This window comes from Pantoea sp. PNT03, from assembly GCF_014852515.1.
GTDB lineage: Bacteria > Pseudomonadota > Gammaproteobacteria > Enterobacterales > Enterobacteriaceae > Pantoea > Pantoea leporis.
Map to the genome: position 1 here is coordinate 318938 of NZ_JACVBT010000001.1, position 15630 is coordinate 334567.

Sequence of the window (15630 nt, forward strand, 5' to 3'; positions counted from 1 at the left end):
ATCAGTGGATTAAATCACTGATAATACACAGGGCGAGGAAAGTTTTTTCATCGCCCTTTTTGCGGAAACAGAACCGGAAAACCCTACGCAAACGTTTTCTTTTTCTGTTAGAATGCGCCCCGAACTGGATGCAGGGGTGCGATAGCACTGGGCTGGAAGAGTTCATGATCTGGATTGATTACGTCATTATTGCGGTAGTTGGTTTTTCGGCTCTGGTCAGCCTGATTCGCGGGTTTGTCCGGGAAGCCTTATCTCTCGTTACCTGGGGATGCGCGTTTTTTGTCGCCAGTCATTATTACGCCTACCTTGCAGTCTGGTTTACAGGTTTTGACGACGAACTGGTTCGCAACGGCATCGCTATCGCGGTGTTGTTTGTTGCCACCCTGATTGTGGGTGCCATCGTGAACTATGTGATCGGCTCGCTGGTTGAAAAAACCGGCTTGTCGGGAACCGACAGGGTGTTGGGTGTCTGTTTCGGGGCGTTGCGCGGTGTGCTGATCGTGTCTGCTATGCTGTTCTTTCTCGATACATTCACCGGCTTTTCTAAAAGCCCGGACTGGCAACAGTCGCAACTCATTCCCCAGTTCAGTTACATCATCAGGTGGTTTTTCGATTACCTGAAAAGCACGTCGAGTTTTTTACCCCGGTGACACCATCGGGAGTGCGGCTAATGAGGAAATGACAATATGTGCGGTATTGTTGGTATCACCGGTTTCATGCCAGTAAACCAGTCAATCTATGACGCGTTAACGGTGCTTCAGCACCGCGGGCAGGATGCCGCCGGCATTTGTACCATCGATGCTATTAACTGCTTCCGTTTGCGTAAAGCCAACGGCCTGGTCAGCGATGTGTTCGAAGCGCGCCATATGCAGCGTCTGCAGGGTAACATCGGGATTGGTCATGTGCGCTACCCAACGGCAGGCAGCTCCAGCGCCTCTGAAGCGCAACCTTTCTACGTGAACTCTCCTTACGGCATCACGTTGGCGCATAACGGCAACCTGACTAACGCCCACGAACTGCGTAAACAGCTGTTCGAAACGGGTCGCCGTCACGTTAATACCACCTCAGATTCCGAAATCCTGCTGAACATCTTCGCGCAGGAGCTGGACCGTTTTCAGCACTATCCGCTGGAAGCTGACAACATTTTTGCTGCGGTGGCGGCTGTGCATCAGCAGGTGCGCGGCGCTTACGCAGTGGTTTCAATGATTATCGGACACGGAATGGTCGCCTTCCGCGATCCCAACGGTATTCGTCCGCTGGTGCTGGGCAAGCGCGTTATCGCCGATGGCCGCACCGAATACATGGTGGCGTCAGAGAGCGTCGCGCTGGATACGCTGGGCTTCGAGTTCATTCGTGACGTAGCGCCTGGCGAAGCCGTATACATCACCGAGCAGGGCCAGCTCTCTACGCGTCAATGCGCTGAGAACCCGAAAACCAATCCGTGCCTGTTTGAATACGTCTACTTTGCGCGCCCGGACTCGTTCCTCGACAAAATCTCGGTGTACAGCGCACGCGTGCGTATGGGCACCAAGTTGGGTAACAAAATTGCCCGCGAGTGGGAAGATCTGGATATCGATGTGGTGATTCCGATTCCGGAAACCTCAACCGATATCGCGCTGGAAATCGCACGTATCCTCGACAAGCCATATCGTCAGGGCTTCGTGAAGAACCGCTACGTTGGCCGTACCTTTATCATGCCCGGCCAGCAGCAGCGCCGCAGCGCCGTTCGCCGCAAGCTGAACGCCAACCGTGCTGAGTTCCGTGATAAGAATGTGTTGCTGGTGGATGACTCCATCGTACGCGGCACCACATCCGAGCAGATCATTGAGATGGCACGTGAAGCGGGCGCGAAAAAAGTCTATCTCGCCTCGGCGGCACCGGAAATCCGTTTCCCGAACGTCTATGGCATTGATATGCCGAGCGCTACCGAACTGATTGCGCATGGCCGTGAAGTGAATGAGATCTGCCAGCTGATTAAAGCGGATGCGTTGATTTTCCAGGATCTCAACGACCTGATTGAAGCGGTGCGTGAAGAGAACCCGGATATCGCCAACTTTGAGTGCTCGGTATTCAACGGCATCTACGTCACCAAAGATGTCGATCAACAGTACCTTGAGTATCTGCAGTCGCTGCGTAATGACGATTCCAAAGCCATCGCGCGTCAGACAGAAGTGGAAGGTCTGGAGCTGCACAACGAAGGCTAAGCCAGAGGTTATGGCAGAGTAAAAGCAGGGCGGGCGCAATCCCGCCCTGTTTGTTTTTGTATTTTTGTTCAGTGAGCCGCTATCATTGCCGCAATCTGAACCTGCAAGGCTGAATTATGAAACGACTGATCATTGGTATTTCCGGCGCCAGCGGCGCGATCTACGGCGTGCGCATGTTGCAAGTGCTGCAACCGCTGGCGGAGGTGGAAACCCATTTGGTGATCAGCCCCGCCGCGCGGCAAACGCTGGCGCTGGAGACCGATTTCAGCCTGCGCGAGGTGCAAGCGATGGCCGATGTGGTGCATGATGTGCGCGACATCGCCGCCAGCATCTCATCCGGATCCTACAAAACTCTCGGCATGGCGATCGCGCCGTGCTCGATGAAAACCCTGTCGGGGATTGTGCACAGCTACAGCGATAGCCTGCTAACCCGCGCGGCGGATGTGGTGCTAAAAGAGCAGCGTAAGCTGGTGCTGTGCGTACGCGAAACGCCGCTGCATTTGGGACATCTGCGCATGATGACCACCGCCGCAGAGCTGGGTGCGCTGATCATGCCGCCGGTGCCAGCGTTCTATCATCGTCCGCAATCGATCGGCGATTTAGTCGATCAAACGGTGAATCGTGTGCTCGATCAGTTCGATATTGAGCTGCCAGAAGATCTTTTCACTCGCTGGAGTGGCGCATAATGGTGCATTAATGCACTGCACGTGTGCAAATTCGCGTGTGCGATCACTCTTCGTGCATCTTGTGCACCAAAAGTTAACAATGTCGCTTTTTCTTCCTCACACCACTGTTATATTTCCCTCACAAACTAAGTGCTTGCGCCGCTAACCGGCGCAGTATTTAGCGCGCTTGCGCAGCGTTTAGCCAATTCGCACAACTGGCATGAAACGTGCACAGCTTACAGCGCAAACCAACACATCACGCACCACATAACAATAAGCACTTCACTTGAGGGTTACCTATGAAAAAGCGAGTTCTGGCTCTTTCTCTGATGCTGACAATGGTAAGTAGCGCGAGCGTCTTCGCCGCTGTGCCGCAGTCGCTGCGCATTGGAACTGACCCGACTTATCCGCCATTCGAATCCAAGAACGCGCAAGGTCAGCTGGTGGGCTTTGATATCGATCTGGCGAACGAAATTTGTAAACGTATCAAGACAAAATGTACTTATGTGGAAAGTGATTTCGATGCGCTGATCCCGTCGCTGAAAGCGAAGAAGATCGACGCCATCATCTCTTCTCTGTCAATTACCGAAAAGCGTCAGGAAGAGATCAACTTCTCTGAAAAACTGTACGCGGCGAACGCGCGCTTAGTGGCACCGAAAGGTTCTACGCTGCAACCGACCATTGAATCCCTGAAAGGGAAAAACATCGGTCTGCTGCAGGGCACCACCCAGGAAACCTATGCAAAAGAGTACTGGCAGCCAAAAGGTGTCACCGTTACGCCTTACGCTAACCAGGATCTGGTGTATCAGGATCTGAATGCCGGTCGTATTGATGCTGCGTTCCAGGACGAAGTGCAGGCGAGCGAAGGTTTCCTGAAGCAGCCTGTTGGCGCTAAATATGCGTTTGCCGGCCCGGCAGTGAAAGACGACAAGATCTTTGGCGTCGGTACCGGTATGGGCTTGCGTAAAGATGACGCCGATCTGAAGGCCGCGATCGATAAAGCTTTTGTTGAGATGCGTAAAGACGGCACTTACGACAAGATTGCTAAGAAGTACTTTGATTTCAACGTGTACGGCGATTAATTATCCTGTTTCCTAATCCTGAGCTGTGAAAGGCAGGAAGGTTGCACATAAGTATTCACTCCGGGCGCTTACCTATGTAAACTGCCCGGCTTCATACGCTTGCCGCCATCCATCCTGCGATTCAAATTCCCCGGTTAGGACTGTCCGTCAGTTGGGCAGCGTTTGTAACTTACCCTCACGACAGGATTGAACCCATGTTGTATGGCTATTCCGAAGTAATCCTCAAGGGCACCCTTGTGACGCTGGAGCTGGCGCTCAGTTCCGTGTTGCTGGCGGTGGTGCTCGGCTTGATTGGCGCTGGCGCCAAACTTTCCCGCAGTCGCCCGCTGGCGATGTTGTTTGAAGGCTACACCACCTTAATCCGCGGTGTGCCCGATTTGGTGTTGATGCTGCTGATCTTCTACGGTCTGCAGATCGCCTTGAATACCCTCACTGATGCGCTGGGACTGGCGCAATTTGATATCGATCCGATGGTCGCCGGTATCATCACGCTCGGCTTTATCTACGGTGCTTACTTCACTGAAACCTTCCGTGGTGCGTTCCTCGCGGTGCCAAAAGGGCAGATCGAAGCGGCAACCGCCTTCGGTTTCACCGGCTCGCAAACCTTCCGTCGCATTCTGTTCCCGGCCATGATGCGCTTTGCGCTGCCGGGCATCGGCAACAACTGGCAGGTTATTCTCAAAGCCACGGCGCTGGTTTCGCTGCTGGGGCTGGAAGATGTGGTGAAAGCCACGCAGCTGGCAGGTAAAAGTACCTGGCAGCCGTTCTACTTCGCCATTGTGGCAGGTGTGATTTATCTGGTGTTTACCACGCTGTCAAATGGCGTGCTGTGGTGGCTTGAACGTCGCTACACGGTGGGTGTGAAAAGGGCAGAGCTATGATTGAGATTATTCAGGAGTATTGGAAACAGCTGCTCTGGACCGATGGTTACCGTTTTACCGGCATCGCGATTACGCTGTGGTTATTGATCATCTCGGTGGTGATCGGCGGTTCGCTCGCGGTGCTGCTGGCGATTGCGCGCGTCTCCTCTAACCGCTTTATCTCCACGCCGGTTTGGCTGTTCACCTATGTATTTCGCGGTACGCCGCTGTATGTGCAGCTGCTGGTGTTCTACTCCGGCATGTACACGCTGGAAGTGGTGAAGGGCACCGAGCTGCTGAACGCCTTCTTCCGCAGTGGATTGAACTGTACGCTGCTGGCGTTCACGCTGAACACCTGCGCCTATACCACCGAAATCTTTGCCGGTGCGATTCGTTCGGTGCCGCACGGTGAAATCGAAGCGGCGCGCGCCTATGGCTTCTCACCGTTTAAATTGTATCGCTGCATCATTCTGCCGTCGGCACTGCGCACCGCGCTGCCGGCGTACAGCAATGAAGTGATCCTGATGCTGCACTCCACCGCGCTGGCGTTTACCGCGACGGTGCCGGATCTGTTAAAAATCGCGCGCGATATCAACTCGGCCACCTATCAGCCGTTTACCGCGTTTGGCATCGCTGCGGTGCTGTATCTGATAATCTCTTACGGGCTGATTAGCTTGTTCCGCAAAGCTGAACAACGCTTCCTGGCGCACGTAAAACCTTCTTCATCGCATTGAGTATCACTATGGCTGACAATAAATTAAGCGTTACCGAACTGCACAAACGTTACGGTGAACATGAAGTTCTGAAAGGCGTATCGCTGCAGGCAAATGCCGGCGATGTGATCAGCATTATTGGCTCGTCCGGTTCTGGGAAAAGTACCTTCTTACGCTGCATTAACTTCCTCGAGAAACCGAGCGAAGGCACCATTGCGGTCAACAACCAGCAGATCAATCTGGTGCGCGACACCGATGGTCAACTGAAAGTCGCGAACAAAGAGCAGCTGCGTATGCTGCGCACGCGCCTGACCATGGTGTTTCAGCACTTCAACCTGTGGAGCCACATGACGGTGCTGGACAACGTTACCGAAGCGCCGATTCAGGTGCTGGGGCTGAGCAAGGCGGAAGCGCGTGAGCGTGCGATTAAGTATCTGGATAAAGTCGGCATTGATGCGCGTGCGCGTGCCAAATATCCGGTGCACCTTTCCGGTGGTCAGCAGCAGCGCGTGTCGATTGCGCGTGCGTTGGCGATGGAGCCTGAAGTGTTACTGTTTGACGAACCCACTTCTGCGCTCGATCCGGAACTGGTCGGCGAAGTGCTGCGCATTATGCAGAAACTGGCGGAAGAGGGCAAAACCATGGTGGTGGTGACGCATGAGATGGAGTTTGCTCGTCACGTCTCTAATCATGTGATCTTCCTGCATCAGGGCAAAATTGAAGAGCAGGGCACGCCGGATGAGCTGTTCGGCAATCCAAAAAGCCCGCGTTTGCAGCAGTTTTTGAAGGGATCGTTGAAGTAGTTTTGTGCCCGCTGTCCCCCATCCTGGCCAGTGCTCGCTGTCCCCCTCCTCGGTCCTCCCCCAAAATTGGGGGAGGAAGATGCTGCTATATGTGGGTGTTGAAGTGGCATTTGGCAGCGTCTCCTTCCCCCGCGGGCGGGGGAAGGCCAGCAAGCACCCTCTACCCCCGCAACAACTTCAGCGCCGTATCCTCATCGGTCACCAGACCTGACACCCAGCCGCCCTGCAACGCCGCGCGAATCGCCGGATATTTACGCTCGCTGCCGGCAAAGCCAATAATCTGGCGTTGCGTCTGGCTCTCCAGCAACACGCTGGTGAGCAGTTCATCGGTTTCACCCCACACGCGTTCACCTTGCTGATTGAAAAAGTGCCCGAGCATTTCGCCCACCACGCCGCGCGCGTTGAGCGCAGCAACTTGCGCATCGGTGATAAAGCCTTCGGCATGCAGCGGGCAGCCGGGCTGCACTTCGCCGATGCCAACGAAGGCCACATTCGCCTGCAAGGCGCGTAACGTCACGCGCTGATAAACCTGATGCTGAATCCACATCTCTTTATCTTCGGGCGTATCCGCATACAGCGGCGCAGGAATGAAGAAATACTTGCCCTGCATCTTCTCCGCCATCTTCAGCGGCACGTCGTAGCGCGTACCCGAGTCGTCCCGCGCAATCGCGCCAATCATCGAAACGCACTGATGCTGCGGTCGCTCAACCCAAGGAAGTGCATCAATCATCGAGCGCAGCGTCTTACCGGAACCAATGCCAAATACCTGCGGCTGCTCCTCGCTGATGTATTGCGCCATTACCGCCGCGCCTTCCACTGCCAGCATCTGCTGAATAGCGTCATCATCCAGATTGGCGGATGGCACCACACGGCACAGTTGCAGGCCAAATTTCTCCTGAACGTCGCGCGCCAGATGCAAGCAATGGGTAACCGGATGATCAATCTTTACGCTCACCATGCCCATTTCACGCGCGCTGGAGACCAAACGCTGCGCCACCTGACGTGACAATCCTAACGCGCGCGCAATCTCTTGCTGCGTCACGCCCGCCACGTAATACATCCAGGCCGCACGTGCTGCCAGTTCTTGTTTTTTCTCTTCTCTGCTCATCGCGCTGTTCCGTCAAAACCGGTGCGCCATGTTAACGCGAGATGCCGATGAAGTGTTAACTGAGCAAAAGCCCTAAAAAAGAGCAAAAGTATTAATTGTGATTGAGCTCGCAGAACAAGGCTGCTCGCTCGCACTATGCTACGCCTCATCGGGCAAATGCCCTTAATCGTGGCAAATGTTTATTTTGAGGCGACTATGACCAATCAATCAGTGTGGATGCATATCGGCGCAGGATCTTTTCACCGCGCGCATCAGGCGTGGTATCTGCATAAACTACGCGAGCAGGGCGATGACAGCTGGAGCATTGCCCTCGGCAATATCCGCAATGATGCCGCGCCGTTGCTAAAGCAACTCGCTGCGCAAGAGGGCGAATATGTGCTGGAAACCGTTACACCCGATGGCGAACGCGCCTATGAAACCATCACGTCATTGCGCAAAATCCTGCCGTGGGATAGCGACATCAGCGCGCTGGTGGAGCAGGGAGCGAAAAGTGAAACCCGCGTGATAGGTTTTACCGTCACCGAAGCCGGTTACTATTTGACACCGGAATTCGAACTGGACCTGACGCAGCCGGATGTGCAGGCCGATGTGAAAGGCGACATCCGCACGATTTATGGCGCGCTGGCACGCATCCTCACGCAGCGCGTGGCCAACGGTGGCGCGCCCGTTACGCTGCTCAACTGCGATAACCTGCGCCACAACGGCGAACGTTTCCGTCACGGCTTCCTCGCGTTTCTTACCGCCAAAGGTGACAACGCCTTAGCGAATTGGGTGCGCGAAAATACCACCTCGCCCAACACCATGGTGGATCGCATTACGCCGCGTCCAACGCCGGATGTGGCTGAGCGCGTTAAAGCCGCTACGGGTAAAGAGGATGGTGCATCGGTGATGGCCGAATCCTTTATTCAATGGGTGATTGAAGATGACTTCATTGCCGGTCGGCCGGCGCTGGAGAAGGTTGGCGTTGAGCTGGTGGAATCGGTATTGCCGTGGGAAGAGGCGAAAATCCGCATCCTTAACGCCACGCATGCGGCGATTGCCTGGGCAGGCACGCTGATTGGCCTCAATTACATTGATGACAGCACGCGTCAGCCGGCGATTTACCAACTGGCCTATGACTACGTGACCCAGGATGTGATGCCATCGCTGTCGCCGAGCCCGCTGGATTTAGCCGATTATCGCGATGTGGTACTGGCGCGTTTTAGCAATCCCTACATTAAAGACACCAATCAACGTGTTGGCGCGGACGGTTTGTCGAAAATCCCCGGCATGGTGACACCAACACTGCGCGAATGCTATCAGCGTGGCGCAGAACCGGCGGCCACCGCCGTGCTGCCTGCACTGTTCTTCCTGTTCCTGCAACGCTGGGCCTGTGATGATTTGCCTTACACCTATCAGGATGGCGTGCTGCAAGCCGATGCGCTGCGCCAGCAGTTTAGCCGCTCCGATGCACTGAACGCTTTCCTCAGCGATAGCGCGCTATTTGGCGAACTGGCACAGGACAAGGCGTTTCATGCGCTGGTGACGCGCAGCGTGGCGGATCTGCAACTGTGGCTGAAACAGCCAGAACGCATGCTGGCTGCGGTGTAAGGAGCGCGTTATGTATCTTGGGATTGATATTGGCACCTCCGAGCTCAAAGCGCTGATCATCAATGCGCAGGGTGAGATCATTGCCTCGAATCACGCCACGCTCAACGTGCAGCGCCCGCATGCGCACTGGGCAGAACAGGATCCCGAGCGCTGGTGGCAAGCGTGCGGTGATGTCCTTGCTGGATTGCGCCAGCAGGACGCGCTGGCCTGGAGCGAGATTCGCGCGATGGGTTTGTCCGGGCAGATGCACGGCGCGGTGCTGCTGGATGCGCAGGGCAAGGTGCTGCGCCCGTGCATTCTGTGGAATGACACGCGCAGCGCGCCGCAATGTGCCGCGCTCAGTGCCCAACATCCGGAAATGATGCAGCTCAGCGGCAATATGATTATGCCGGGCTTCACCGCACCTAAACTGCGTTGGGTGGCAGAACATGAGCCTGAGATTTTCCGTCGCATCGATAAAGTGCTGCTGCCGAAAGATTACCTACGCTGGCGTTTAACCGGACAATTTATCAGTGAACCTTCAGACGCGGCAGGCACGTTGTGGCTCGATGTAGCTCAGCGCGACTGGTGCGACGAACTGTTAGCCATCACCGGTCTCACGCGCGCCAATATGCCGGCGCTGGTGGAAGGCAGCGCGGTGAGCGCCCCATTGAAAGCCGATCTGGCAAGTGAATGGGGCTTGTCGGCCGCGGTCTGCGTGGCGGGCGGCGGTGGCGACAATGCCGCATCGGCGGTTGGTGTCGGCGCGGTTAATCCGGGTGATGCTTTTATCTCGCTGGGTACCTCCGGCGTGATTTTTGTCGTCAACGATCGTTTGCTGGCCGATCCGCAATCGGGCGTGCACGCCTTCTGTCACGCCTTGCCCGGACGCTGGCACCAGATGAGCGTGATGCTCAGCGCCGCCAGCTGCCTGCGCTGGCTGTGTAATTTGCTCTCCGTTACCGAAAGCCAACTGATGGAAGAGATGGCACAGCTCAGCGAAGAGCAGCGGCGTCATGCCCCGGTTTTCCTGCCCTATCTTTCTGGTGAACGCACGCCACACAACGATCCTGACGCCTCCGGCTCTTTCTTCAATCTGCGCCACGAAACGCCGCGTGCGCTGCTCGGCTATGCGGTGATTGAAGGCGTAGCGTTTGGTTTGGCCGACGGGTTCGCGGTGCTTGGTGATGCGCAGCGCCAGATTCAGCAGTGCAGCCTGACCGGCGGTGGGGCGCGCAGCACGTTGTGGGCGCAGTTGATCGCCGATGTGCTGCAACTGCCGATCGTCACGCATCCCGCCAGCGCGTCCGGCGCTTTGGGGGCAGCGCGTCTGGCGTGGCTGGCCGCGGGGGGTGTGGAGAGCGAAGTTTGCCTCAAACCGCCGGTGCAGGCGCGATATCAACCAGATGCTGTGCGCGGCAAGGTGCTGCAGCAGCGATTGCAGCTGTTCCGTACGCTCTATGCACAACAGCAGCAGGCGCGAGTGTTGTTGCCTGAATAATTCCAGACAGAGGATGAATGAGATGCAATCGAATGATTACTGGTTTGGCTTACCGAAAAAGATGTTCTGGGGCTTTCTCGCCATCGCTATTTTTATGGCGGGTGATGGCTTTGAGATGGCATTTCTGTCGCGTCACATCACCGATATGGGCTTCACGCCAGCGCAGTCGGCGGTAGTATTTACTTTCTACGGACTGGCGGCAGCGCTAGCGGCGTGGGCATCGGGCGTGGTGGCGGAACTGATTACGCCCCAGCGTGCCATGATGATTGGCTTCGTGCTGTGGATTGTCATGCACACGCTGTTTATGTCGCTGGGACTTGGCATGCGCAACTATCCGCTGATGGTGCTGTTCTACGGCATTCGCGGCCTGGCGTATCCGCTATTCATTTACTCATTCATGATGATGCTGGTGCAGGTGCTGCCGCGTGAAAAACTGGCGGCCGCCACCGGTTGGTTCTGGGCAATGTATTCCGTCGGTATCGGTGTGGTCGGCAGCTATTTACCGAGTCTGACCATCCCGATGCTCGGCGAAACCGGTACGCTGTGGCTGGCAATTATTTGGGTTGCCTGTGGTGGCGTGCTGGCCTATTTCAGCTTGCGCCATGTGCCGGTTGATCGTTCGCGCGTCAATTTGCCGATGCGCGATAAAATGACCGAAATGTCGCGGGCGGTAACTATTCTGTTTACCAACCAGCACGTGTTTTATGCCTGCCTGATTCGCATCATTAATACGCTGTCACTGTTTGGTTTCGCCATTATCATGCCGCTGCTGTTCGTTGATCGTCTTGGTTTTACCATTTCCGAATGGCTGCAAATCTGGGCGGTGTTCTTCTTCGTTACCATTTTTACCAACATTTTCTGGGGCATTACCGGCGAGAAGCTGGGTTGGATCCGTCAGGTGCGCTGGTTTGGCTGTCTCGGTATGGCCATCTCCAGTCTGGCGTTTTACTACCTGCCGCTGTATGCCGGACATAACTTCTGGGTGGCGCTGATTCCGGCGGTGATGTTAGGAATTTTTGTCGCCGCCTTCGTGCCGATGACCGCTGTGTTTCCGACACTGGAGCCGCATCACAAAGGCGCCGCCGTGTCGATTTATAACCTGTCGGCCGGACTGAGTAATTTTGTCGCGCCCGCGATTGCGTCGGTGTTGCTGCCATTTTTCGATATCGTCGGCGTGGTATGGGCGTATACCGCGCTGTACGTGTTTGCTGGCGTGCTGACCTTTATCATCCGCGTGCCGCAGCCGGGACATACGCATGAACCGGCGGCAGTGAAATCACGCGTGGCGCAGCAAAGAAGTTAATCTGTGATAGGCGGGCGCCATTAATGGCGCCCCTACACGACATCCCGCAACGCTTCCTCCAAATCGTACCAGCGAAAACCAAAGCCTGACTCTTCCAGGCGCTTCGGCAACACATGTTGGCCGCCGAGCACCAGCACCGCTGATTCCCCCATCATCAGCTTGATGGCGCTGGCGGGCGTGCGCATAAAGGCTGGGCGATGCATCACATGGCCGAGCGTGGCGGCGAACTGCTCATTGCGCACCGCATAGGGCGCAACCATGTTGAACGGGCCGCGCAGTTCAGAGTGATCGATTAGCCACAGCAGCGCGTTAACCAAATCGTCGATGTGAATCCACGGTAAATACTGTTTGCCGCTACCAATCGGGCCGCCTACGCCAAGCTTAAACGGCAGTTTCATCTTCGATAACGCGCCGCCTTCTTTCGCCAGCACCACGCCGGTGCGCAGCAAACAGACGCGCGTGCGATCGCTCTGCGCAGTTAACGCCAGTTGTTCCCAACGCGCGCACAGCGTATGGGTAAATTCATCCTGGCCCGGATCCTCTTCGGTCAGCACTAAGTCGCCGGTATCGCCATAAAAGCCGGTAGCCGAGCCGGAAATCAAAAATTGCGGGGGATTGCTGCTGGCGTGAATCAGCGAGACCAGCTGCTCGGTGATCTGCCAGCGGCTTTCGCACAGCCGCTGCTTCTGCTGTTCGGTCCAGCGTTTATCGGCGATCGGTTCGCCCGCAAGATTAATCACACCATCAATACCGTTTAAATCGGTTTGCTGATTGATGCCGGACCACAGCGCCACGCTGGCGTCGAGTTTCTCGCGTGCGGCGGCGACATCGCGCGTGACGACGCTCACCTGATGGCCAAGCTGCAACAGACGCGGAATCAGATGGCGGCCAATCAGGCCGGTGCCGCCGGTGATCAGTAAATGCATGTTGAGCCTCCTTGTCATTTTTTATCTGCTCAGATTGAGCATAGAAGAGAAGCGTGCGCGCGGCGTGACTCGGCTTACTCTTATGAAGAAAAAGGAAAAGTCAGCGCTGGTCTTAGCCGCTAAAGATCCGACCAGCGCACCATTGCCTTAATAAATAAAAATCGGTAAACATGATGCACACCTGACGCTTTTCTGAGGCAGCCAATGAATTATCCAACCATTACTTTGTGGTCAGATTCTTGCTTTTTCAGCCCTTACGCCATGTCGGTTTATGTTGCGCTCACCGAGAAGGGCATTCCCTTCACCCTTAAGCGCGTCGATTTATCGCAGAATGCGCAGTGGGATGAGGAATACCGCGCGCTGTCGCTGACCTGCCGCGTGCCGACGCTGCAAATCGATGATGTGCTGCTGACGGAATCTTCAGCGATTGCTGAGTACCTGGAAGAGCGTTTTCCGGCGCCAGAGTTCGAGCGGCTCTATCCGCGCGATCGTGAGAAACGGGCGCATGCGCGCGAAGTGCAGGCATGGCTGCGCAGCGACTTAATGGCGCTGCGCTCTGAGCGTCCAACCGAAGTGCTGTTCGCCGGCGAACGCTTTGCGCCGCTTACGCCGGCGGGTGAGCAAGCTGCCAACAAACTCATTGCTGCGGTGCAGCGCCTTTTGCCTGATGGACAGCAAAATCTGTTTGGCGAATGGTCGATTGCGGATACCGATTTAGCCGTGATGATTAATCGCCTGGCGCTGCACGGCGATGCGCTGCCGGTGAAGCTGCAACACTATGCGGAGTTCCAGTGGCAGCGTGCTTCGGTGCAACTCTGGTTAGCGGAATCGGGTAAAACACGCTGAGCACGATGCGCCTTGCGATGGCGAAAAGAACGCTTTACCTTACCGCTCATTCTAATAAAGCATGGCAAACAGGCGCGTGCTGGGCACGCCGAAAACAGAAAAGGGTTACGGATGGTGGATCAAACGGCAGGTGACGGTATCGAGTGGGTTGATATCGTTAACGAAGAGAACGAAGTCATTGCGCAGGCCAGCCGTGCGCAGATGCGTGCGCAGTGTCTGCGTCATCGCGCTACCTATATTGTGGTGCACGATGGTATGGGCAAAATTCTGGTGCAGCGTCGTACTGAAATCAAAGACTTCATGCCGGGTATGCTGGACGCCACTGCCGGTGGCGTGGTGCAGAGTGGGGAAGACCTGCTGGAATCGGCGCGTCGTGAAGCGGAAGAGGAATTGGGTATCGCGGCCGTTCCATTCGCCGAACACGGCCAGTTCTATTTTGAAGATCAGCATTGCCGCGTATGGGGCGGGCTGTTCAGCTGCGTTTCCCATGGCCCTTTTGCCATGCAGGAAGAGGAAGTGGATGAGATCTTCTGGATGACGCCGGAAGAGATCACCGCGCGCTGTGACGAGTTCACCGATGATTCGCTTAAGGCGCTGTCGCTGTGGCTGAGCCGAAACAGTGATGCTGCACGTCGTAAACAGAGCAGCGAAGCGTAATCTTGCCGTAAGGTCGCCATTTTTGGCGACCTTATACACAACATTGTTAATGTTCCCGCAGAATCCCCGCCAACAGTGCCAACGCATCCTCGAACTGCGCATCGGGAATAGTCAGCGGATAGAGGAAGCGGATCACGTTGCCGTACACGCCACAGGTTAGCAGAATCAAACCTTTTTCCAGCGCCTGCTGCTGAATAGCTTTGGCAATCTCCGCCGACGGCTTGCCCGCCGCATCATTGAATTCCGCCGCCATCATTGAGCCATAACCACGAATTTCCGCCAGCGCTTTACAATCTGCTCGCTGCAACGTCTGTTTTAATCGGCTGCCAAGCTGGTTGGCGCGGCTGCACAGCGCCTCTTCTTCGATAATGTCTAACACCGCCAGCGCCGCCGCAATCGCCGGTGGACTGCCAGCATAGGTTCCGCCCAGGCCGCCGGGTTCTGGCGCATCCATGACTTCTGCGCGTCCCGATACCGCCGAGAGCGGGAAACCACCGGCCAGACTTTTCGCCATGGTGATGATATCAGGCTGCACGGCGTAATAGTCGCTGGCGAACAGCTTGCCGGTGCGCGCAAAACCGCTCTGGATCTCATCGGCGATCAGCAGTATGCCGTGGCGATCGCACAACTCCCGCAGCGCAACGACAAACTCTGGCGGCGCATCGTAGAAACCGCCTTCGCCCTGAACCGGTTCAAAGATAATGGCTGCCACCTGCTGCGGGCTGATATCGCTGCGGAAAATCGCTTCCAGGCTGTCGAGCGCATCGCTCACGCTGACCTTGTGCAGCGCGTTGGGATAGCGCGCGTGAAACACCGGGCTGGCGAAGGGGCCGAAGCCGGTTTTATACGGCACCACTTTCCCGGTCAGCGACATTGTCATATTGGTGCGGCCATGAAACGCGCCGGTGAAGGCGATGATGCCGGGCCGACCGGTGGCCGCACGCGCGATTTTGACCGCGTTTTCGACCGCTTCAGCACCGGTTGAGAAAAAGGTGGTTTTCACCGGCCCGCTAATCGGCACCAGCGCATTTAGTCGCTCAGCGAGATGAATGTAGTTCTCATAAGGGATGATTTGAAATGCGGTGTGGGTAAAGCATTCTAGCTGCTGTTGCACCGCAGCCATCACTTTCGGGTGACGATGCCCGGTGTTAAGCACTGCGATGCCTGCGGAAAAATCGGTGTATTCGCGGCCATGCTGATCCCAAACCGTGGCATTCTCGGCTCTTACCGCATAGAAATCACACATCACACCTACGCCGCGCGGCGTGGCTTGTAAACGACGGCGGTGCATATCACTGTTGCTCATTATTCACCTCGTAATTAGCGGCAGACTTCAATCAGTGTTAGTGCAGCGTGAGGTTTATGCCAGTGAAGTACGGGGCAAAAAAAAGCA

At 56.0% G+C, this 15630-nt stretch carries 15 protein-coding genes; 12 read left to right on the plus strand and 3 right to left on the minus strand.

The window, feature by feature from the left end:
* Positions 1-164 precede the first annotated feature (164 nt).
* The 7 genes from cvpA (at position 165) to hisP (ending at position 6327) form a co-directional block, all read left to right on the plus strand.
* Complete coding sequence (cvpA, locus tag IB226_RS01665; RefSeq protein WP_064739347.1) at positions 165-650, plus strand: colicin V production protein; 486 nt, start codon at positions 165-167, stop codon at positions 648-650.
* Between the two features lie 36 nt (positions 651-686).
* Positions 687-2204, plus strand: coding sequence for an amidophosphoribosyltransferase (gene purF, locus IB226_RS01670; RefSeq protein WP_101763639.1), 1518 nt, complete (start codon positions 687-689; stop codon positions 2202-2204).
* Between the two features lie 116 nt (positions 2205-2320).
* Complete coding sequence (locus tag IB226_RS01675) at positions 2321-2890, plus strand: UbiX family flavin prenyltransferase (RefSeq protein ID WP_061717852.1); 570 nt, start codon at positions 2321-2323, stop codon at positions 2888-2890.
* Between the two features lie 278 nt (positions 2891-3168).
* Positions 3169-3951, plus strand: coding sequence for a lysine/arginine/ornithine ABC transporter substrate-binding protein ArgT (gene argT, locus IB226_RS01680; RefSeq protein WP_101763640.1), 783 nt, complete (start codon positions 3169-3171; stop codon positions 3949-3951).
* 194 nt (positions 3952-4145) lie between these two features.
* Positions 4146-4832 carry a histidine ABC transporter permease HisQ gene (locus IB226_RS01685; RefSeq protein ID WP_008105192.1) on the plus strand — a complete coding sequence of 229 codons (687 nt, stop codon included), beginning with the start codon at positions 4146-4148 and terminating at the stop codon, positions 4830-4832.
* Positions 4829-5545: an ABC transporter permease gene (locus IB226_RS01690; protein ID WP_008105190.1), complete on the plus strand. Its 717-nt coding sequence runs from the start codon at positions 4829-4831 to the stop codon at positions 5543-5545. Before IB226_RS01685 ends, IB226_RS01690 begins: the two co-directional genes overlap by 4 nt.
* An 8-nt stretch (positions 5546-5553) precedes the next feature.
* Positions 5554-6327: a histidine ABC transporter ATP-binding protein HisP gene (gene hisP, locus IB226_RS01695; protein ID WP_101763641.1), complete on the plus strand. Its 774-nt coding sequence runs from the start codon at positions 5554-5556 to the stop codon at positions 6325-6327.
* 160 nt (positions 6328-6487) lie between these two features.
* Here the strand turns inward: hisP and IB226_RS01700 are convergent, their stop codons facing one another.
* On the minus strand, positions 6488-7435 hold the full coding sequence (locus IB226_RS01700; protein ID WP_192233261.1) for a sugar-binding transcriptional regulator: 948 nt from the start codon (positions 7433-7435) through the stop codon (positions 6488-6490).
* A 195-nt stretch (positions 7436-7630) separates the two neighbouring features.
* Here IB226_RS01700 and dalD point away from each other — a divergent pair, with 195 nt between their 5' ends.
* The 3 genes from dalD to IB226_RS01715 are packed head-to-tail and all read left to right on the plus strand — an operon-like array spanning position 7631 to position 11808.
* Complete coding sequence (gene dalD, locus IB226_RS01705; RefSeq protein ID WP_192233263.1) at positions 7631-9025, plus strand: D-arabinitol 4-dehydrogenase; 1395 nt, start codon at positions 7631-7633, stop codon at positions 9023-9025.
* A 10-nt stretch (positions 9026-9035) separates the two neighbouring features.
* Positions 9036-10505, plus strand: coding sequence for a xylulokinase (gene xylB / locus IB226_RS01710; protein ID WP_192233265.1), 1470 nt, complete (start codon positions 9036-9038; stop codon positions 10503-10505).
* A gap of 22 nt (positions 10506-10527) precedes the next feature.
* Positions 10528-11808 carry an MFS transporter gene (locus IB226_RS01715; protein ID WP_192233267.1) on the plus strand — a complete coding sequence of 427 codons (1281 nt, stop codon included), beginning with the start codon at positions 10528-10530 and terminating at the stop codon, positions 11806-11808.
* 32 nt (positions 11809-11840) lie between these two features.
* Here IB226_RS01715 and IB226_RS01720 read toward each other — a convergent pair whose 3' ends face one another.
* A complete protein-coding gene (locus IB226_RS01720; protein WP_101763646.1) occupies positions 11841-12734 on the minus strand; it encodes a TIGR01777 family oxidoreductase in 894 nt (297 codons plus the stop codon).
* A 204-nt stretch (positions 12735-12938) separates the two neighbouring features.
* On the opposite strand from IB226_RS01720, the gene yfcF reads away from it, so the two are divergent.
* Entirely contained in the window at positions 12939-13580 is a 642-nt protein-coding gene (yfcF, locus tag IB226_RS01725; RefSeq protein ID WP_008105173.1) for a glutathione transferase, read from the plus strand.
* A gap of 111 nt (positions 13581-13691) precedes the next feature.
* Positions 13692-14237 carry an NUDIX hydrolase YfcD gene (gene yfcD / locus IB226_RS01730; RefSeq protein WP_007889295.1) on the plus strand — a complete coding sequence of 182 codons (546 nt, stop codon included), beginning with the start codon at positions 13692-13694 and terminating at the stop codon, positions 14235-14237.
* Between the two features lie 46 nt (positions 14238-14283).
* Here the strand turns inward: yfcD and IB226_RS01735 are convergent, their stop codons facing one another.
* On the minus strand, positions 14284-15543 hold the full coding sequence (locus IB226_RS01735) for a 4-aminobutyrate--2-oxoglutarate transaminase (protein ID WP_192233269.1): 1260 nt from the start codon (positions 15541-15543) through the stop codon (positions 14284-14286).
* Positions 15544-15630: the final 87 nt, after the last annotated feature.